General features: G+C 72.0%; 18 protein-coding genes and 1 pseudogene. 5 read left to right on the plus strand and 14 right to left on the minus strand.

Features of this window, described 5'->3' with window-relative positions; all coding sequences use genetic code 11:
- Nucleotides 1-35: 35 nt before the first annotated feature.
- Both ABZX65_RS24180 and ABZX65_RS24185 read left to right on the plus strand, forming a co-directional pair.
- A complete protein-coding gene (locus ABZX65_RS24180) occupies nucleotides 36-632 on the plus strand; it encodes an HD domain-containing protein (RefSeq protein WP_355343614.1) in 597 nt (198 codons plus the stop codon).
- Nucleotides 633-804: 172 nt separating this feature from the next.
- Nucleotides 805-1,785, plus strand: coding sequence for a helix-turn-helix domain-containing protein (locus ABZX65_RS24185; protein WP_355343684.1), 981 nt, complete (start codon nucleotides 805-807; stop codon nucleotides 1,783-1,785).
- Between the two features lie 567 nt (nucleotides 1,786-2,352).
- Here the strand turns inward: ABZX65_RS24185 and ABZX65_RS24190 are convergent.
- Nucleotides 2,353-2,625 carry a hypothetical protein gene (locus ABZX65_RS24190; RefSeq protein ID WP_355343617.1) on the minus strand — a complete coding sequence of 91 codons (273 nt, stop codon included), beginning with the start codon at nucleotides 2,623-2,625 and terminating at the stop codon, nucleotides 2,353-2,355.
- Nucleotides 2,626-2,635: 10 nt separating this feature from the next.
- Between ABZX65_RS24190 and ABZX65_RS24195 the strand changes: the two genes are divergently transcribed.
- Nucleotides 2,636-3,259 carry a thaumatin family protein gene (locus ABZX65_RS24195; RefSeq protein WP_355343620.1) on the plus strand — a complete coding sequence of 208 codons (624 nt, stop codon included), beginning with the start codon at nucleotides 2,636-2,638 and terminating at the stop codon, nucleotides 3,257-3,259.
- Here the strand turns inward: ABZX65_RS24195 and ABZX65_RS24200 are convergent.
- From ABZX65_RS24200 to ABZX65_RS24215, 4 genes are all read right to left on the minus strand, one after another.
- A complete protein-coding gene (locus ABZX65_RS24200) occupies nucleotides 3,232-4,029 on the minus strand; it encodes an alpha/beta hydrolase (protein WP_355343623.1) in 798 nt (265 codons plus the stop codon). The genes ABZX65_RS24195 and ABZX65_RS24200 overlap by 28 nt on opposite strands.
- Before the next feature lie 208 nt (nucleotides 4,030-4,237).
- A complete protein-coding gene (locus ABZX65_RS24205; RefSeq protein ID WP_355343626.1) occupies nucleotides 4,238-5,476 on the minus strand; it encodes an alginate lyase family protein in 1,239 nt (412 codons plus the stop codon).
- Nucleotides 5,477-5,697: 221 nt separating this feature from the next.
- Nucleotides 5,698-6,861: a glycoside hydrolase family 88 protein gene (locus ABZX65_RS24210; protein ID WP_355343629.1), complete on the minus strand. Its 1,164-nt coding sequence runs from the start codon at nucleotides 6,859-6,861 to the stop codon at nucleotides 5,698-5,700.
- 237 nt (nucleotides 6,862-7,098) lie between these two features.
- Nucleotides 7,099-7,392, minus strand: coding sequence for a hypothetical protein (locus tag ABZX65_RS24215; protein WP_355343689.1), 294 nt, complete (start codon nucleotides 7,390-7,392; stop codon nucleotides 7,099-7,101).
- A 323-nt stretch (nucleotides 7,393-7,715) separates the two neighbouring features.
- Here ABZX65_RS24215 and ABZX65_RS24220 point away from each other — a divergent pair, with 323 nt between their 5' ends.
- Together ABZX65_RS24220 and ABZX65_RS24225 are read left to right on the plus strand one after the other, a co-directional pair.
- Nucleotides 7,716-8,087, plus strand: a complete 372-nt coding sequence (locus tag ABZX65_RS24220) for a YciI family protein (RefSeq protein ID WP_355343632.1) — start codon at nucleotides 7,716-7,718, stop codon at nucleotides 8,085-8,087.
- Nucleotides 8,084-9,340 (plus strand): DUF6596 domain-containing protein, encoded by a 1,257-nt coding sequence (locus ABZX65_RS24225; RefSeq protein ID WP_355343635.1) that lies wholly within the window; start codon nucleotides 8,084-8,086, stop codon nucleotides 9,338-9,340. Before ABZX65_RS24220 ends, ABZX65_RS24225 begins: the two co-directional genes overlap by 4 nt.
- Nucleotides 9,341-9,389: 49 nt before the next feature.
- Here ABZX65_RS24225 and ABZX65_RS24230 read toward each other — a convergent pair.
- From ABZX65_RS24230 to ABZX65_RS24270, 9 genes and pseudogenes are all read right to left on the minus strand, one after another.
- A pseudogene (locus tag ABZX65_RS24230) lies at nucleotides 9,390-10,152 on the minus strand (MerR family transcriptional regulator).
- 105 nt (nucleotides 10,153-10,257) lie between these two features.
- Nucleotides 10,258-13,365 carry a glycoside hydrolase family 38 C-terminal domain-containing protein gene (locus ABZX65_RS24235; protein WP_355343638.1) on the minus strand — a complete coding sequence of 1,036 codons (3,108 nt, stop codon included), beginning with the start codon at nucleotides 13,363-13,365 and terminating at the stop codon, nucleotides 10,258-10,260.
- A gap of 137 nt (nucleotides 13,366-13,502) precedes the next feature.
- Complete coding sequence (locus ABZX65_RS24240; protein WP_355343641.1) at nucleotides 13,503-14,240, minus strand: substrate-binding domain-containing protein; 738 nt, start codon at nucleotides 14,238-14,240, stop codon at nucleotides 13,503-13,505.
- A complete protein-coding gene (locus ABZX65_RS24245) occupies nucleotides 14,215-14,541 on the minus strand; it encodes a LacI family DNA-binding transcriptional regulator (RefSeq protein WP_355343644.1) in 327 nt (108 codons plus the stop codon). The genes ABZX65_RS24240 and ABZX65_RS24245 overlap by 26 nt, the downstream gene beginning before the upstream one ends.
- 196 nt (nucleotides 14,542-14,737) lie before the next feature.
- Nucleotides 14,738-15,007 carry a Gfo/Idh/MocA family oxidoreductase gene (locus tag ABZX65_RS24250; protein ID WP_355343647.1) on the minus strand — a complete coding sequence of 90 codons (270 nt, stop codon included), beginning with the start codon at nucleotides 15,005-15,007 and terminating at the stop codon, nucleotides 14,738-14,740.
- Between the two features lie 47 nt (nucleotides 15,008-15,054).
- The gene (locus tag ABZX65_RS24255; RefSeq protein ID WP_355343687.1) at nucleotides 15,055-15,477 is read right to left on the minus strand and encodes an aldo/keto reductase; all 423 of its coding nucleotides are present in this window, start codon (nucleotides 15,475-15,477) and stop codon (nucleotides 15,055-15,057) included.
- A gap of 227 nt (nucleotides 15,478-15,704) precedes the next feature.
- The gene (locus ABZX65_RS24260; protein WP_355343650.1) at nucleotides 15,705-16,319 is read right to left on the minus strand and encodes a TetR/AcrR family transcriptional regulator; all 615 of its coding nucleotides are present in this window, start codon (nucleotides 16,317-16,319) and stop codon (nucleotides 15,705-15,707) included.
- A complete protein-coding gene (locus ABZX65_RS24265; RefSeq protein ID WP_355343653.1) occupies nucleotides 16,319-17,167 on the minus strand; it encodes an oxidoreductase in 849 nt (282 codons plus the stop codon). Before ABZX65_RS24265 ends, ABZX65_RS24260 begins: the two co-directional genes overlap by 1 nt.
- A 124-nt stretch (nucleotides 17,168-17,291) precedes the next feature.
- Nucleotides 17,292-18,527: an epoxide hydrolase gene (locus ABZX65_RS24270; protein WP_355343656.1), complete on the minus strand. Its 1,236-nt coding sequence runs from the start codon at nucleotides 18,525-18,527 to the stop codon at nucleotides 17,292-17,294.
- Nucleotides 18,528-18,578: the final 51 nt, after the last annotated feature.

The raw sequence follows: 18,578 nt of genomic DNA on the forward strand, positions 1-18,578 counted from the left end.
CCCCGGCGCGGGGTGTCGGGTCATACGCTGCGGAAGTGATTCTTCCCACCGCCGAGAGCGTGCGCGCACTGCACGAGAAGTACGCTCCGACCCGTGAGTCCCTGTCCCTCGTCCGCACCCACTGCGAGATCGTGGCGCGGATCGCCCTCGACCTGGCCGCGCGTTCGCCCGAGCCGGTGGACACCGGGCTCGTCGAGACCGGTGCGCTCCTGCACGACATCGGTGTCTACCGGCTGGGCGACGACGCGTACGTCCGGCACGGTGTGCTCGGCCACGAGCTGCTGCGCGCGGAGGGCCTGCCGGAGGAGCTGTGCCGTTTCGCCTCTCACCACACCGGCGTCGGGCTGACGCGCGCCGACATCGAGCGGCAGCGGCTGCCCATCCCGCCCGGTGAGTATGTCGCCGAGTCCGTCGAGGAGCGGCTGGTGATGTACGCGGACAAGTTCCATTCGAAGTCGAGCCCGCCGAAGTTCCTGGACGCCGCCGCGTACGCCGGGAAGGTGGCGCGGTTCGGCCCGGACAAGGTGGTCGCGTTCCGCGCGCTGATCGCCGAATTCGGTGAGCCGGACCTCGACCCGCTGATCGCCGAGTACGGGCACCGCGTCCTGCGCGGTGACGCGCGAAGGACCTGACCGGAGCGTGTGCCGGGGCGGCGGCCCGGCCGGGTGCCGTGCGGGGCTCGCCGGGGCGCATGGCAAACTCACCGGGGTCGCCGACGCGGCGCCGTACGTTCCGCTTTCCGGGACGGCCGGGGCGGGCACGACGTCGGCGGCGCGATGTCGCGGTGCGGAAGTGGGTGTGGCGATGCTGGCGGAGACGGTCTTCCGCAGCGAGGACCTGGCGGTCGAGGACCGATTCGACGCCTGGCGCGAGTGCATGAACCGTACGCACGCCCCGATGCGGCTGGAGAGCGAGTGCGCGGCCGACTTCAAGGCGCATCAGCGGCTGATCGGGCTGGGCGCGGTGTCGATCTGGCCCGCGACCTTCGAGCAGCTGGTCTTCCTGCGCACCCCGAAGCTGATCCGGCAGTCGGACCCCGAGGTCTACCACCTCTCGCTCCTGCTGAGCGGTGAGGCCGGGGTGTCGTGGGGCCGGGAGGAGAACTCCTACGGCGCGTTCGACATCCACACCAACGACTCCTCGCGGCCGTACGAGATCTGGACCGGGCACGGGTCGATCTCCTCGGTGGGCGTCGAGATCCCCAAGGTGCTGCTGCCGCTTCCGCAGCACCGGCTGGACAAGGTGATCGGGCGGCACATCACCGGACGCGAGGGCGTGGGCGCGCTGCTCGCGCAGTTCCTCACCCAGCTCGCCGCGGACACCGTGCCGTACGCGCCCTCCGACGGTCCTCGGCTGGGCGCCGTGCTGGTCGACCTGGTGGCGGCGCTCCTCGCGAACGCCCTGGACGCCGAGGCGGCGCTGACACCGGAGACGCGGACCCGGGCGCTCACCTTGCGGGTGAAGTCCTTCATCCGGCAGAATCTCCACGACTCGGAGCTGACGCCCCGTCATATCGCCGCGGTGCACCACATTTCGCGCAGTTACCTGCACCGGCTCTTCCAGGCGGAGGACGAGACGGTCGCCTCGTACATACGCCGCCTGCGGCTGGAGGGCGCGCGTCGCGACCTGGCCGATCCGGCGCTGCTGGAGACGCCGATCCATCTCATCGCGGCCCGCTGGGGCTTTCCGCGGGCGGCCGACTTCAGCCGCGCCTACCGCGCCGTCCACGGGGCGGCGCCCACCGACCACCGCCAGCGGTCCGTACGTCCGGGCGCGGGTTCCTAGGGTGGCTCCGCCCGTTGTGGACGCATTGCCAAGTCGTCAGGCGACCGGCTGCTAACGACAGGCCGGTGCCGTGACCGGCAGGCTTGCCCGTGCATGCCCCAGGTCGGACCCGCCACCCGCGAACCCCGGCCACGGGGCGGCCCGTCCGTCGCCCATGAGGGCGGTCCACGGACGGTTCGCCGACAGACAGGAACCGATCATGCACCTCGACACGCCGAAGGCGGCCCGCCGCCGCGCCAACTGGCTCCCGCTGCACGACGACGAGACCTAGCGGAATCCCGGACGGCAGGCGCCGGCCCTTCCTCCGCGCCTCGGCCGGACGGCCGGGGCGCGACGGCGGTTGCGGTCCGAATGACAGGGGCGGGAGCCACGGGGGTGTTCCCGCCCTTCGCCATGCCGTCGCCGGACGGTTTGTGTTATCCGGCCGCGTCCCACGGGGTCTCCGACATGTACCGATGCACGTGGCACGGCTGGAGGCGGCACGATGGGACGCAGGCGGCGGACGAGATCCGTACGGGGCTGGTGGGGGCTGGTCGTGGCCGCCGTGGTCGCGAGCGGGGTGGTCTACTACTGGCCGTCCTCGCCGGGCGGTGACGGGTCCGCGAGTACGGAGGCGGTGACCCGCCAGGCCGCGGCTACGGCTCCGGCGGCCCCGACCGTGTCCGGGTCGCCGACGGCGTCCGCGACCGCGACCCGCGCGTCCGCCTCGCCGTCGGCGACCGCGCGCCCGTCGCAGCGGCCGAGTCCCAAGCCGTCGCCGCCGAAGCCGTCCGCGCCGAAGTCAGCGGCGGCCGGGGCCGGTTCGGGCGGCGGGCGGACGATCACCGTCGTCAACCGCACGCAGGAGACGGTGTGGGCGATCGTCACCGGCACCGCCGCGTATCCGAACGGCCGGGAGCTGCGGCCGGGGCAGAGCACGTCCCTCACCGTGGGCAACAAATGGGGCGGCCGGATCTGGGGCCGTACCGGCTGCACGTCCGGCGGCCAGGGCGCGTGCCTGACCGGGGACTGCACGTCGCAGTGCTCGGGCGCCAACCCGCCCACCACGCTGGGTGAGTTCACCTTCGACGCGTACGCCGGGCTCGACTTCTACGACGTGAGCATGGTCGACGGCGCGAATCTGCCGATGTACATCAACATCTCGCACACCGTGACCGCCGATCCGGTGAGCGCGACGGGCTGCTACAAGGGCGCGTGCACCAAGCCGGTGGACTGCCCCAGCGCCATGCGGGCCATGTCGGGCGGCCGGGTCGTCGGCTGCAAGCCGCCGTGCGCGGCCTTCGGCGGGGACACCTACTGCTGCCAAGGCGCCTGGGCCGGGCGGGAGAACTGCGTGCCGTCGAAGTGGCCGGTGGACTACACGCAGGTGTTCAAGAAGGCCGCGCCGTACGCCTATTCGTACGCCTTCGACGACGCGGCGACGATGTCGTGCAAGGGGCGGTGCGACTACCGGGTGACCTTCGGCGTCACCTGAGGCGCGCGCGGGGTCTCGCTCCACCGCTCCCCCAGGAAGTCCTTCAGCAGGTGGGTGACGGCGGCGGGCCGTTCCATGCTGGGCAGGTGTCCGACCCAGGGCAGTTCGACGTGGCCGGCGTCGGCGAGCAGTCCGGGCAGCCGGGCGGCGATCTGCCGGAAGTCCGCCAGGTCGTGGGCGCCGGAGACGACGAGGGACGGCGCCCGTACCGCCGCGAGGTCGTACGGCGGGCGGAGCTGGTCGAACTCCTCGGCGGCGAGCTGTACTTCGTAGGCGTTCCGCTGCTGGACGCGTACGGCCCGCCGGGCGGCCTCGTCGCCCTCGGGGCCGATCCAGGTCTCGACCATCAGCTCGACGGCGCCCGCGAGGTCGCCCGCCTCCAGCAGCGCCTCCTCGCGTTCGTCCAGCGCGTCGAGTTCGGCGGAGGCTTCGTGCCCGGCCATTCCCGGGCACAGCAGCACCATCGCGCCGACCCGCTCGGGGTGGCGCGCGGCGATCTCCAGCGAGGTCTTGCCGCCGTAGGAGGCGCCGACGAGCGCCGCCTGACCGATGCCGAGCGTGTCGAGGAGTCCGATCACGTCGTCGGCGTTGTTGTACGGCGCGTCCGGCGCGGGGGTCCGGCCGAAGCCGCGCAGGTCGCAGCGGACCACGCGGTAACCGGCGTCGGCCAGCGGCTGCCATTGCGGGTCCCACATCCGCCGGTCGCAGACCCCGGCGTGCAGGAATACCAGTGCGGGGCCATCGCCCGCCGTGTCGTAAGAGAGAGTCACCCGGCAGACGGTACGCACCGCGCCGCGTGATTCCCTCCGGTTTTCGCTCTCGGCGACGCTGTCGGCCGCCGCTGCCGGGGCCGAACATTTGGTGTCCGTCAGGCGCCTGCCGGACGCCGTGGCCGCGGGGCTCCGCGCAGAGCGCGCGACGAGGGCCGCGCAGCCCGGTGGGGTGCGCGGCCCTCGCGTGATTCACCGTCCGCGTGGGTCAGTTGGGGTTCTCGGCGTTCGTAAGGGTCTCCCAGGCCACGAAGAGGTTGTTGGAACCGGCGGGCCGGTTGTTCTGCGTGAGGGTCTGCGTGTTGGTCATCGCGACCCCGCGCCGGGTGTGCAGCGCGTTGTAGCCGGTCTCGGTGATCGGGCCGAGGCCGCGGTTGACACTGCCGTTGCACAGCCAGCTCGGCGGCGCCGTACCCAGTTCGTACTTGGACTGGAAGCCGAGCGCCTGCCGCAGCCGCTCGCCGATGTCCGTGCCGTACAGGTCGTCGCCCTGGATGCGGCTGGTCTCGGCGATGTGCGAGATCGCGGAGATGCCGTAGCCGGTGTGCGTGAAGTCGCGGCAGGTCTCCTGGGTCAGCCCGTCGACGAAGGTGGACTGCCCCTGCCAGTAGCTGACGATCTTGGCCTTGGTGTCGAGGTTCTGGCTCGGCACCGTCTTGGGGAGCGCCCCGTCCGCGGCGATGTAGACATAGGCCGCGGCGCGGGTGCGGAACTTGGCCATCGCCTTGTCGTAGTCGGCCTTGTCGTCGAGGAAGACGGAGATGCCGACGGCGGCCTCCATCATCGACAGCTCCCAGTTGCCGTTGCTGTTCGAGCCGTTGATGATCTCGGGCAGGTAGACGTTGCGGAGCATGGTGCCGAAGCGCCCGGCGTTCGGCCAGCCGCCGGTGTAGGTCGACTTGATGATGTCGGCGGCCTTGGGCCACGACGAGCCCGCCCAGCCGGTCTGCAACGGGGCGTTGCTGTTGGTGTGCTGGGTGATCGTCGCCGACCACGCGTCCATCAGCTTGATGGACTCCTGCGCGTAGCGCGCGTCACGGGTGAAGTACCAGGCCAGCGCGTCGGTGTAGGCCGCGATCGCGTCCTCGCGCTCGTCCGTGCAGCCGTTGTTGGGGTTGGAGTAGGAGCCGCACTCGACGTTCGCGCGCGGCTTGGGCGTACGGGTCAGCGAGGCGTACGAGCTGGCCATCATCTGGTTGTACGCGCTCTTCCACGGCTCGGCGTTGGCCTGCACCTTGGCGCGGGCGAAGTCGAGTTGGGCGGCGGAGACGGTCACTCCGGGGTGGACGAAGGCGGCCGGTGCGGCGCTGGCGCGCTGGGCGCCTCCGGGCCAGGCGGAGAAACCGGTTACAAGGGCCGCGGCCGCACAGGCGGCGGTGACCAGCAGAACGGGGCGCCGTACGCGGCGGCGGTGGCGCGCGGGCGAGGGCGTGGGGGTGCCTGCCATGCGGTGACCATCCGATCTTGAGTGGGGGGCTGTTCGTGAGCGGGCGCGTTCCCGGGTGAGCGCTTTGGTGAGCGCGTGTTCCCCGGTGTGCACCGTGGCGTTCCTGAGTGTGAACCGAGCTTGCATTTCTGAACACTTGACTGACCGCAGACCATAGGTACGGACTAATACCCCCGTCAAGCCCCTGCGCGGTGCGGGAGTTGGCCGAACCCGGCTCGCGATCAGGTGGCGAGCGCCGCGAGTTCGGTCCCGGCGAGCAGGAATCCGCCGACGCCGAAGTCGGCCGTGCTGTCGTACGTCACAGGCTGGCTGGAGTCCGGCCGGTCGCCGACCTTCTGGACGTAGCCGAGGGCGCCGTCGGGGTGAACCGCCGTGGCCAGCAGGCCGTTCCAGGCGCGCGCGGCGACCGGCAGATACGTGGCCCGGTCGACGAGTCCCGCGCGTACGGCGTACGCGGTGCCGTAGGCGAAGAAAACGGTTCCACTCGTCTCGGGGCCGGGGAAGTGCGCGGGGTCGGCGAGGTTGACGTTCCAGAAGCCGTCGGTGCGCTGCACCGCGGCGACCGCCCGTACCAACTCCTCGAGCGTGGCGCGGTATTCGGCGGTGTCGGCCTGATCGGCGGGCAGCGCCTTGAGGGTCTTGGTGTGCGCGGCGGCGACCCAGCCGTTGCCGCGCGACCACAGCACGGGCTTGCCCGAGGGCGAGAGGATGCCGCCGGGCAGGAAGTTCTTGTCGCGGTACCACAGCCCGGTGGCCGGGTCGTGGAGACCGGGGCCGCCCTCGGCCGATTTGGTGTGCCGGTACAGGTCGTGCAGCTTGCGGTGGTAGTTCGCGTCACCGCGCAGCACGCCCAGGCGGGCGAAGGGCGACATCGCCATGTGCAGCGCGTCGTCCCACCACCAGTCGTCGCCCTTGCCGGCCTGGTCGGTGTAGACCATGCGGTGCAGGCAGGTCTCGATCGCGGTCAGCTTCGCCGGGTCGGGTTCGATCTCGTACAGGTCCAGATACACCTGGCCCGCGCACTGGTTGTCCGCGTTGCGGGTGGTCGTGCCGCCGTTGAGGCCGTAGTTGTTCCGCTCGGCCCAGGAGCGCGCGTAGGCCAGATAGCGGGTGTCGGACGTCAGCCGGTACAGGGCGGTCAGGCCGCTGAAGAAGGTGGCGTTGGCCCACTGGTTGTTGCCGGGGTCGGCGTGGGCGCCGATCCAGTGGTCGGCGACGCGGCGCAGTGCCGTGACGACGGCCGCCCTGGAGGGCAGCACCGGGGAGGGCGGGGCGGCGGCAGAGGCCGCTGCGCGGGCGGTGGCGTGCGCGGTGGCGGGGATCGCGGTCGCGGTGGCGGTCGCGGCGAGTGCCGCACCGCCGATCAGGAAGTGGCGTCGGTCCATCGGAGTCTCCAAGTGCCGTGCGTGCTAGGTGCGCTGCGGGCATGGATGGCCGGTGGTGGCGTCGGTACGGCTCGGCTCTCGGCTCTCGATGCGGGTGACGCGCGGGTGGCGCGTACGGGACGCCCGCTCACCGGCGAATTCAGGGACATGAACGATGAGTGTCCTTGTGAACTCAATGGAGCTTAGATGACCGCGCCCGCCGTACGTCAACCCCGGTCGCGCTGACTCCGGTGAGGTTCACCCCGGCGGTGAAGGGCGACCTGGCCGTGCGCACCAGCTCGGCGTCCGGACCGGGCGGGAGCCGGTCACTGGCGGCGGTGGCACCGGCGAGCGTACGGCCGGCGGCGGGGCCGCGTCGGGCGGCGCGCCCGACATCCGGTGCTGGACACCGCTCGCGCCGAGGTCGGCGGTCACTCGGGGCAGCGCGAGGCACAGCGAGGTCATGTCCATCGCCACCAGCAGCGTCGGCAGGGCGAGCAGGGTCAGGCCCAGCCACTCGCGCCGGTCCGCCCGGCGCGACCGTATCCCCATTGTCCGGCATGTCCGCTCCTCCGCCGTGTCGGGTCTCTTTCACGCACCGGTCGGAGCGGCGACAGGCTTCTTGAGGTCCGGCTGGAAGAATTTTTCGGAGCGGGCCGGACCGGGCCGCATTGGAGCGGATCGGAACGTATCGGCACGGATCGGAACGCGCCGGAATTCGATGCGCCGCCGATGTCAAGAAGCCGTCCGCGGCTCCGACTGTGTGGTGCACGGACCCGGAAGGGGTTCGGCGTACGGCACACACGTACGACATACGCGCGAGACGTCCGAGCAGGCATCCGCGGACGGCGTCCACGCGGGACAGAGGAGTAGCGATGAAGTTTCTGCTGATCATGCACATGAACCCGGCGGTGTGGAACGCGCTGACCGAGGAGGAGCGCAACGAGGTCATGGGCGGCCACGACGCCTTCATCAACACGGTCACCGAGTCGGGCGAGATGATCCTCACCCAGGGCCTGGCCGACATCTCGCAGAGCGCCGTCGTGCGGGTCCGCGACGGGCAGCGGGTGGTCACCGACGGGCCGTACCTGGAGACCAAGGAGTACCTCGGCGGCTTCTACCTGGTCGACTGCGAGAACCGCGAGCGCGCTCTGGAGCTCGCCACGATGATCCCCGACGCGAAGGTGGAGGGGCTGGGCATCGAGGTGCGCCAGGTGATGTTCTCCGGTGGACAATTGGAGATGTGAGCACCGACACCGTGACCGAGGACCTGCTGCGCGAGCTGACGCCGCAGGTCCTCGGTGTGCTGGTCCGCAGGCACGGCCAGTTCGAGGAGTGCGAGGACGCCGTGCAGGAGGCGGTGCTCGCCGCGGCCGTGAAGTGGCCGGCCGACGGTGTGCCGGACCATCCGCGCGGCTGGCTGATCACCGCTGCCTCCCGTCGGCTGATCGACCAGATCCGCAGCGACCACGCCCGCAAGGCGCGGGAGACGGCCGCGGCGGCCCAGTCCCCCGAGCGGGAGGCGGGCGTCAGCCCGGGTCCCGGCGAGGACGGCGCGCCGGAGGGTGACGACACCCTGATACTGCTGTTCCTGTGCTGCCACCCGGCGCTGACGCCCGGCTCGCAGACCGCCCTGACCCTGCGCGCGGTCGGCGGTCTGACCACGGCGGAGATCGCCCACGCGTTCCTGGTGCCTGAGGCCACCATGGCCGTACGGATCAGCCGGGCCAAGCAGCGGATCAAGGCGGCGGGCAGCCGCTTCACCCTGCCCGAGGCACGCGAGCGCGAGGAACGGCTGCGGGTCGTCCTGCACGTGCTGTACCTGATCTTCAACGAGGGCTACACCGCGACTTCCGGGGCCGCGCTGCACCGCGCCGACCTCGCCCGCGAGGCGATCCGGCTGACCCGTGTGGTCGGTCGGCTGCTGCCCGACGACGGCGAGGTCGCCGGCCTGCTCGCCCTCATGCTCCTCACCGACGCGCGCCGCGCCGCCAGGACCGGGCCCGGCGGCGACCTGATCCCGCTGGACGAGCAGGACCGTACGCTCTGGGACGCCGACCTGATCGCCGAGGGCACCGCTTTGATCAGTACGGCCATGGCCCGCTCGGCGCTCGGGCCGTATCAGCTCCAGGCCGCCATCGCCGCGACGCACGCCGCCGCGGAGCGCACCGAGGACACCGACTGGCACCAGGTGCACACCCTGTACAAGATCCTGGAGCGGATCGCGCCCAACCCGATGGTCACCCTCAACCGCGCCGTCGCCCTCGCCGAGATCCAGGGGCCGCGGGCCGGGCTCGACCTGCTGGCCACCTTGGACGACGACGCCCGCGTCGAGGGCCACCACCGGCTCCACGTCGTCCGCGCCCATCTCCTGGAGCGCTCCGGCGACCTCCCGGCCGCCCGCGAGCACTATCTCCTCGCCGCGCGCGGCACGGCCAGCCTCACCGAGCGCCGCTTCCTGGAGTCCCGCGCGAGCCGTCTGAAGCCCGGCGCGCGCTGAGCGGGTGACAGCGGCGACGACCGCGTACCCGACGGGCGTCAGCGGTGGGTCAGCTCAGCCGGGCGTCGGCGTAGACCGCCATCGCGTCGCGCTGGTACTCCGCCAGCCCGGCCGCGATCTTGTCGTACGCCGAACGGAAGCGCGGGTCGTCGGTGAACATCTGCCCCAGTCCCTTGTACGCGGTCGCGCTGGGGGTCCAGAATCCGCACAGCCATTGGTAGTGGGCATCCGTCTCGGCCTGCACCGCCGGGTCGGCCACTGGCGTGCCGGCCGCCATGAAATCGGCCATGCGGACCATCCGCGCCGTGATCTCGCGCTGCGTCCGCTCCTGGTCCTCGGCCGTGAGCGGGCCGGCGATCCGCCGGGACCGCTCGTACTCGCGCGGCCACCGCTCGCGCGCCTCGTCCTCGTAGCGCGAGGCGTCGAAGCCCTCGAAAAGATTCTCCGGCCTGTTGATCTCCGCCATGTCGTCCCCGTCCTTTCCTTCCTCCAACTCCGCGATGGTGCGACCGACCGTGCGGAGCAGGGTGTCGAGTCGGTTCCGCTCCGCCAACAGACGCCGGTGGTGCTCCCGGAGCACGGCCACCCGGTCCGCCTGCCTGTCGAGGACGGCCGCGATGTCCCGCAGGCCCAGGCCCCAACTCCCGCATCAGCAGGATCTGTTGCAGCCGCAGCAGATCCCGCCGCTCGTAGGAGCGGTGCCCGTTGCGGCCGGTCCCCGCAGGGGGCAGCAGACCGATCTCGTCGTAGTACCGCAGCGTCCGGGACGTCACTCCGGACAGCCGGGCCACGTCCGCGATCGACCAGGCCATCACCCTGCCTCCCCTCGCCGGCCGGTCGTTCCGGCCACATGGACGACCGTAGAAGTTGACGCGGCGTAAAGCGCAAGCCGACAGCGGGCGGTGCCGACGCCGGGCTCAGTGCTCGGCCAGGGGCGGCGCGGTGTCCGTCGAGGGGGTCAGGCGCAGCGTGACGATCTCGAACGGTCGCAGGCGCAGGTCCACGGCGCCGTCCCGGATCTCGGCGGGCGGCTGGTCGGTCAGGGGGCGTTCCAGCAGGTCGCAGGGGGTGGCGGTGTGGAGGGCGAAGCCGGGGGTGAGGGTGGTGCGGGTCCGGGCGCCGTTGGCTTCGTAGAGACGTACGACGATGTCGCCGCTCTCGTCGTCGGCGAGCTTCACGGCGCTGACGACGACGCCCTCGTGGCCGACCGTCGCCAGCGGTTCGACCGCGGCGGCGCCCGGCACGCGGCGCTCGGGCAGGTGGATGGCGTACCCCTCGCGGACGGCGTCGCCGATGGACGCGCCGGGAAGCAGGGCGTAGCGGAAGCGGTGCACGCCCTGGTCCGTCCGCGGGTCGGGGAAACGGGGTGCGCGCAGCAGGGACAGGCGCACGGTGACGGCGGCGCCGGGGGTGCTGCCGCTTGTGGAGCGGGTGACGTCGTGGCCGTAGGTGGAGTCGGTGACCAGGGCCACGCCCCAGCCGGGCTCCGCGAGGTGCAGGAATCGGTGGTTGCACGCCTCGAAACGGGCGGCGTCCCAACTGGTGTTGGTGTGGGTGGGCCGGTAGACGTGGCCGAACTGGGTCTCGGCCGCGTAGCGGTCGGCGTGGACGTCCAGCGGGAAGGCCACCTTCAGGAACTTCTCCGTCTCGCGCCAGTCGACCTCGGTGGAGACGTCCAGGCGCTTGTGCCCGGCAGTGAGGGTGAGGTCCTGCACGGCGCGCGAGTGGCCGAACGAGCGCTCGACCCGGACGGTGACGGCGTGGGCCGTCGCGGCGGCCACCTCGACGCGGTCGGCGGCGGTCAGGTCGGTGACGGTGTTGCGGTAGTACGCGTCCACGTCCCAGGCGTCCCACATGGTGGGGAAATCGGGGTGGAGTTGGAGCAGGTTGGCCGGGCGTCCCTCGGCGAGGGTCTCGCGGTCCGCGGCGAGGTCGTGGACCGACACCACCAGGCCGCGGTCGTCGATCTCGACCCGCAGCAGGCCGTTGTCCAGTACGTGGCCGCCGTCGGGGCGGGCCGAAGCGGTGACCGTCCCGTCGACGCCGGGGTCGGCGACGGGCGCGGCGCCTCCTGCCGGGACACCGGCGCGGGCGTGCGGGGCCGCGTTGAAGACCAGGGCCCCCTCTCCCTCCTGGTCCCCCTCCCCCTCCTCGCCCCCCTCCCGCGACGGCCCACCGGCCAGGGCGAGTTGGGCGGCGTCGATGATCGACCGCAGCTCCACCGCGAGGGCGGCGTACGTCGCCTCTGCCTCGCGGTGCACCCACGCGATGGACGAGCCGGGCAGGATGTCGTGGAACTGGTGCAGCAGCACCGTCTTCCAGATCCGGTCCAACTCCTCGTACGGGTAGGGCAGTCCGGCCCGTACGGCGGCGGTCGCGGACCACAGCTCCGCCTCGCGCAGCAGGTGCTCGCTGCGGCGGTTGCCCTGCTTGGTGCCGGCCTGGCTGGTCAGCGTGCCGCGATGCAGTTCGAGGTACAACTCCCCGACCCAGACAGGCGGTTCGGGATACTCGGCGCGGGCCTTGGCGAAGAACTCCGCCGGGGACTCCCACTCCACCCGGGCCGAACCCTCCAGGTCGCGCAGCCGGGCGGCCTTGGCGATCATCTCGCGGGTCGTGCCACCGCCGCCGTCGCCCAGCCCGGTCGGCGCCAGCGACCGCCCGGCCATGCCCTTCTCCCTGAAGTTGCGTGCGGCGTGGGCGACTTCGCGGCCTTCCAGGCCCGCGTTGTAGGTGTCCATCGGCGGGAAGTGCGTGAAGACCCGGCTGCCGTCGATGCCCTCCCAGGCGAAGGTGTGGTGCGGGAAGGAGTTGGTGCGGCTCCAGGAAATCTTCTGGGTCAGCAGCGAACTCGACCCGGACGCCCGGATGATCTGCGGCAGCCCGGCCGCGAAGCCGAAGGTGTCCGGCAGCCACACCTCGTCGCTCTCGATGCCGAACTCGTCCAGGAAGAACCTCTTGCCGTGCACGAACTGACGGGCCATCGCCTCGGAGCCGGGCATGTTCGTGTCCGACTCGACCCACATTCCGCCGGTGGGCACGAACCGCCCGTCGGCGACGGCCTGTCGGACCCGGGCGTAGACCTCGGGGCGGTGCTCCTTGATCCAGGCGTACTGCTGCGCCTGGGACATGGTGTAGACGAAGTCGGGCTCGTCCTCGATCAGGGCCGTCATGTTCGCGGTGGTGCGGGCCACCTTGCGGACGGTCTCGCGCAGCGGCCACAGCCACGCGGAGTCGATGTGCGCGTGGCCCACCGCGCTGATCCGGTGGGCCGACGCGTGCGCGGGCGCGGCCAGCACGTCGGCCAGCAGGGCTCGGGCCGAGTCGGCGGTGCCGCCGACGTCCTGGAGGTCGATCGCGTCGAGCGCCCGTTCCACCGCGCGCAGGATGTCCCAGCGGCGGGCCGAGTCGGCGGGCAGCTCCGGCATCAGCTCGCCCAGCACTTCGAGGTCCTGCACGAGCTCCCAGACCGTGCGGTCCAGCACGGCCAGGTCCATCCGGCCCAGGACGTACTGCGGCGCGCGGCCCGCCGTCGCCTTGTCGCCCAAAGCGGTCGGGCCGAAGGGCGGGTTGTCCAGCACGATCGGGTTGGAGGCGGCCTCGACGTGCAGCAGGATCCGCTCACCGCCGGTGACGGGGTCGCCGACGCGCACCCACTGATTGCGCGGGTTGAGGCCCTTCACCGGGGTGCCGTCCGGCCGGTAGACCAGGCCCTCGCACTGGAAGCCGGGGGTGTCCCGCTCGAAGCCGAGGTCCAGCAGCGCCTCGACGGTGCGGCCCGCCCACTCCTCGGGCACGGTACCGCTGACGGTGAGCCAGCTCGTTCCCCACGGCGGACCCCACGGCTCGCCGGGCGCGATCGGCCTGCGGGCCGCGGCGATGCCTTCGGCCACCGGGACCGGCTCGTCGGGCGCGTCCCAGATGCCGACGGTCAGCGGCACCCGCTCCCCGTACACCGCGGGGCGGACGCGCTCGTTGAGGACGCGTTCCAGGCGGGACTCGATGAGGCTGCGGTCGTCGTGCATGTACGGGCTCCGGGGTGTGGTGGGCGGCCGGGTCGAATGGCTGACGGGCGTGGCGCGGTGGAGGCAGGGCTCAGGGACCGCGAGGCTCCGGACGGGCAACGCGCCTGCTTCCGGGGCGCGTTGTCCGTGGCGCGCGGCTAGGACACGTCCCGCGCCGGGCCGCGGTCCTCCCCGTGGGCGATGATCGTGGTGCGCACCACGACCCGGCGCGGCGGCAGCGCTCCGGCGCCCTGGCGGGCCAGGCGCTCGCCGAGCAACTGGGCGGCGCGGCGCCCGATCTCGTCGGGGTCGTAGTCCACCACCAGCACCGGCACGCTGAGCACGTCGGCGAGGTCGAAGTCGTCGAACCCCGCGAGCGTCGCGCCGGCGCCGTGGTGCCGCAACGCCCGGTAGGCGCCCTGGGTGTTGCGGTTGTTGGCGCAGAACAGCGCGGTGGGCGGCTCGGGCAGCGCGAGCAATTCGGCGGCAGCCGCCTCGGCGGAGGCGAGATCCTCCCGGCCGCGCTTGACCAGGGCGTCGTCGGGGTCGATGCCCGCCTTGTGGAGGGCCGCGCTGTAGCCGCGGTAGCGCTCGGAACCGGTGCACACCGACGGCGGGTTGCCGAGGAAGCCGATCCTGCGGTGTCCTGCCGCCAGCAGTCGGCTGGTCGCCGCGTATGCGCCGCCGAAGTCGTCGACCAGGACGCAGTCCGCCTCGAATCCAGCCGGGGGCCGGGCGACGGTGACCACGGGCGGGGAGGTGGGCAACTCCTCGGCCAGATGGGCCTGGTCGGCCCCCGCCGGGACGAGGATCACGCCGTCGACCCGGCGCGCGGAGAAGTCCCGGACGGCGTCGCGCTCGCGGCCCGCGTCACCGGCCGTGTTGGTGATCACCACCCGCAGTCCCTCCTCGGCGACCGTCGCCTCGATGCCGAGCGCGAGCCGGGCGCAAGGGGTTGGCGAGGTTCGTGACGATCAGGCCGATGGTGCCGGTGCCCTGTCCGTGCCGGAAGTTGCGGGCCAGAGCGTTGGGCCGGTAGCCGAGCTGCCGTACCGCGGCCTCGACGCGTGCGCGTCTGTACGCCGACACCCCGGTGTCGCCGCGCAGGACGCGGGACACGGTCATCGCGCTGCCCTCGGCGAGGGTGGCGACCTGTTTCGTGGTCGGTGGTGCGGTGGTGAGCGGCGCGCCGGCCACGGTGGTCTCCCTCTCGGCTCGTTGACTAGAGAATAGAGGCATCGTTGTCTTCCGGAACCTCGGCCGCGTATCGTGCCGCGCCGATCAGCCCTGCTCCGGCCGGCCGGGCCGCGGGCAGCGGCGGCGGGAGGCCGGCGGCCAGCCCCCGCCAGTGCCGGACCGATCAGGTCCCAGGAGCCGGTCATCGAACCGCCCATCACGAGCGCGGTGGCGCCGAAGCGGGGGTGAGGAAGTCGCCGTCCCGGCGCCGGTTCTGGAAGAGCGACAGGGCGCGGTTCGCGGCGTCGGCGGCGTCGGCCAGTTCCTGCGCGTCACAGGCGGTGAGCGCGAGCGGCTTGTCCACGACCACGTGCAGACCCGCCTTCAGAGCGCGCCCGGCCAGTTCGACGTGCGTCAGGTGGGGCGTGGCCACGACCGCGAGGTCGTAGCCGTCGGCCGCCGCGAACGCCGTGTCGGCGTCGGCCACCACGCGGGCGTCCGGGTGGTCGGGCCGCGGCGGCGGCGCGGGCCGGATCAGAGGTGACGATCGCCCGGACCGTGTAGTGCGGATTCGTGGCGAGCAGCGGGCCGTGGAACACGCGGCCCGCCAGGCCGTAGCCGAACAGCAGGACGCGCAGGGGGTCGGACATGGGGCTCCTCATCGGACTCCGAGGACTTCGAGGGCTTCGAGGGCTTCGAGATGACGGCGCGTCGGCCCCAGGCGGGCAGGTGTGCGGGATCGACGCGCGCGGCGATGGCGTCCACGTCGTCCCAGAGCGCGTCGGGCACCTCGGTCGCGTCGAGCGCGAGGGTCTGCTCGATCCGTTCGGGCCGCGAGGTGCCGATGACGGTGCTGGCGATCCGCGGGTCGCGCGTGGAGAAACGCACCGCCGCCGCTGCGAGCGGCACACCGCGGTCACGGCACGCCTCTTCGATCGCGCCGATGGCGGCGAGCAGTTCGGCCTCTCACGGTAGGGGCACCACCGCGAGCCGCCGATGCCGGTCGGCAGGATCTGGCCGCCGGACACGGCGGCGTTGACGACCCCGGCGTTCATCGACACCGCCAGGTCGATGAGCGGACCGGCGGAACGGTTGACCAGGGTCCAGCGGTTGGGGGTGAGCAGGACGTCGAAGTGTCCGGTGCGCACATGCCGTTCGATCGTCGGGAGGTCGCCGCGGACGGCTCACGCGGTCAGGCCGGCGGTGGTCAGCCAGATGTGTTCGCAGGTCGCGGACGCCTCGCGCAGCTTTTCCGGGGACTCCCGCGAGGCGTGGTAGAAGGTCCGCTCGATCATCCAGCACAGGGCGCGGGCCAGGGCGGAGGACTGGTGGGGCGCGGTGCCCGGTGCGATTCCGGCGCGTTCCAGGACGGCGGTGATGGCCGTGATGAAGAGGTCCGCCGTGTGGTTCCACAGCTCGCCGATCTCGGGCACGGTCAGAGACAGGTCGATCGCGGTGCGCATGACCAGGCCGTGCGCGTTCCACAGCTCGACCGTGCGCCGCATGGCCGCCGCGACAGCCTGGCGCGGTTCGTCGGCCTGGGCGGTGGTCCTGGACCGCTCCCACAGGTGCTCGACCGTTCTGGCCACGAGCGCGGTGACCACTTCCTGCTTCGAGCCGAAATAGAAGTACAGCGCGGCGCGGGTGATGCCTGCGCCCTGGGCGATGTCGGCGACCGTCATGGCCTCGTGGCCCTTGGTCGCCAGCAGTGCCTCGCAGGTGTCGAGGATGGCGCGCTCCCGGACATCGCCCTTGCGTTCGGCGGTCCGGCGGCCTCGGGCGGATTCGTGGCCTGGCATCAGAGCTGAGCGCCCTCGGCGAAGTCGGTCGTACGCGACAGCGTCTCCCATGCGCGGATGTCCTCGTCGACGGCCGTGCGCGCGGCGGCTACCAGGCGCAGCGCGTCCGAGCCCAGGACGAGGTGGGCGGGCGGCCGGTCGACCGACGCGATGTGCACGACCGCCTCTCCGGCCTTGGCCGGGTTGCCCAGTTGATTCCCGCTGGCCTTCCGCCGCGCTTCGCGGATGGGGGTGAACAGCTCGTCGTAGTCGTCGACGGACTGCTCGGCGCGCGTCATGGACCGTCCGGCCCAGTCGGTGCGGAAGGAGCCCGGCTCGATCGCCGTCACATGGATCCCGAACTGTGCGACCTCCTTGCCCAGCGCTTCGAGGATGCCCTCCAGGGCGAATTTGCTGCCGCAGTAGGCGGACATGCCGGGCACGGCCATGAGGCCGCCCATGGAGGTGACGGCCATCAGGTGTCCGCGGCGACGGCGCCGCATGGGGGGCAGCGCGGCCCGCAAGGTGGCCACGGCTCCGAACACGTTGACCTCGAACTGCCGCCGCACCTCGGCCAGCGGCGTCTCCTCGAAGGTGCCCTCCAGGCCGTAGCCGGCGTTCGCGACGACGACGTCCAGCGGGCCGACGCTCCGCTCGACCTCGGCGACCACGGCCGTGACGGCGTCGCCGTCGGTCACGTCCAGGACGCGGCCGTGCGCGCGCCCGGATTCCAGCTCCTCGAAGGCCCGCAGGTCCTTCTCCGAGCGGACGGTGCCGACGACGGTGTGCCCGGCTGTCAGCGCGGCCCGGGCGAAAGCGCGCCCGAGACCCGTGCTGACGCCCGTGATGAGCCAGTTCCGCGTCTCCATGTGCTCCTCCTCGACGGTCTCGCGGGGAGTCGACGTCCTCCCACGTCAAAAAGTCTACACCGTGTCGATTTTTATCACCGCCGTGTCGATTCCGCCGTCCGGGGAGGGAGCGACCTTCCTGCGCTCAGGGCCTGCGCGTGCGGAAGGTGCCGCGGAGGTCGGTGACCCAGGCGTCGGGGTTCTCCCAGGGGATGAAGTGGCCGCCGTGGTCGTGGGCGTTCACGTTGACGTGGTGGAACCAGCGGGACTGCGGGCCGGTCTTGAACGCCTGGACGCGGTCGGCGGCGGAGTGAACGCCGGGCGGGTTCTCGTACGTCACGAAGGTGAGGCCGACCGGGGCCTCGACGGCCGGGGTGCGGTCGTGGGCGGGGGTCCAGGGGTAGCGGTTGGCGTTGGCGTAGTACCGCATCGACGTGGCGATGGAGTTGTTGACCCAGTAGATCGTGGCGTGGGTGAGCAGGTCGTCCTTGGTGAAGACGGATTCGAGGTCGCCGCCGTTGTCGCTCCAGGCGTTCCAGCGTTCGAGCAGCCAGGCGAGCAGTCCCGCGGGTGAGTCGCTCAGCCCGTGGGCCAGGGTGGCGCCGTCGAGCATGTGCGCCACCAGGTGGGTCGCCGAGCGGCGGTCCTGTTCGATGATGCGGGCGCGGATGTCGGCGGGCTGGTCGTCGGTGAGGGGCCGGTTCCGGGCGAAGTCCCAGGCGCGGGGGCCGGTGAAGAAGTCGAGGGGCAGCCCCGAGCCGATGTGGATGCCGTACAGCTCACCGGCGTACTTGTGGCCGAGCTGGCTGGTGACGATCCCGCCGATGTCGCAGCCCCCGGCGGCGTACTTCTCGTATCCCAGGGTCCGGGTCATCAGGGTGTGCCAGAGGTCGGATACCTTCCAGAAGTTGACGTCGGGGAAGCCGGTGAGCGGGCCGGGGAAACCGAAGCCGGGCAGGGACGGCACGATCACGTCGAAGGCGTCGGCGGGGTCGCCGCCGAAGGCGGCCGGGTCGGCGAGCGGGTCGACCACCTTCGACCAGTGCCAGAACGTCCACGGCCAGCCGTGGGTGAGGATCAGCGGGATCGGGCGGGGGCCGCGCCCCGGCTTGCGCAGGAAGTGCACGGGGACACCGGCGACCTCCACCTGGTAGTGCTCGTAGGCGTTGATGGCGCGCTCGGCCGCCCGCCAGTCGTAGCCGTCCTTCCAGTAGGCGACCAACTCCCGCAGATAGCTGGCCGGGACGCCGTACGACCAGTCCTCGTTCCCCTCGTCCAGCGGCGGACGGGTCAGTTCGAGACGGGCGCGCAGGTCGTCGAGGACGCGGTCGGCCACATGGATCGCGGTGGGCTCCAGCGCGATGGGGTGCGCGGTGGTCATGGCGTCGTTCCTTCACCGGGTCGAGGAGAGCCGTGCCGTCGGCCTGTCGGG

It is taken from the genome of Streptomyces sp. NPDC003300, assembly GCF_040610915.1.
Classification (GTDB): domain Bacteria; phylum Actinomycetota; class Actinomycetes; order Streptomycetales; family Streptomycetaceae; genus Actinacidiphila.

Excerpts from the sequence above, each read along its gene's own strand:
- ABZX65_RS24185 (WP_355343684.1), top strand. The coding sequence starts at position 805 with ATGCTGGCGGAGACGGTCTTCCGCAGCGAGGACCTGGCGGTCGAGGAC.
- ABZX65_RS24205 (WP_355343626.1), bottom strand. The coding sequence starts at position 5,476 with ATGGCAGGCACCCCCACGCCCTCGCCCGCGCGCCACCGCCGCCGCGTA.
- ABZX65_RS24210 (WP_355343629.1), bottom strand. The coding sequence starts at position 6,861 with ATGGACCGACGCCACTTCCTGATCGGCGGTGCGGCACTCGCCGCGACC.
- ABZX65_RS24215 (WP_355343689.1), bottom strand. The coding sequence starts at position 7,392 with ATGGGGATACGGTCGCGCCGGGCGGACCGGCGCGAGTGGCTGGGCCTG.
- ABZX65_RS24220 (WP_355343632.1), top strand. The coding sequence starts at position 7,716 with ATGAAGTTTCTGCTGATCATGCACATGAACCCGGCGGTGTGGAACGCG.
- ABZX65_RS24235 (WP_355343638.1), bottom strand. The coding sequence starts at position 13,365 with ATGCACGACGACCGCAGCCTCATCGAGTCCCGCCTGGAACGCGTCCTC.
- ABZX65_RS24260 (WP_355343650.1), bottom strand. The coding sequence starts at position 16,319 with ATGCCAGGCCACGAATCCGCCCGAGGCCGCCGGACCGCCGAACGCAAG.
- ABZX65_RS24265 (WP_355343653.1), bottom strand. The coding sequence starts at position 17,167 with ATGGAGACGCGGAACTGGCTCATCACGGGCGTCAGCACGGGTCTCGGG.
- ABZX65_RS24270 (WP_355343656.1), bottom strand. The coding sequence starts at position 18,527 with ATGACCACCGCGCACCCCATCGCGCTGGAGCCCACCGCGATCCATGTG.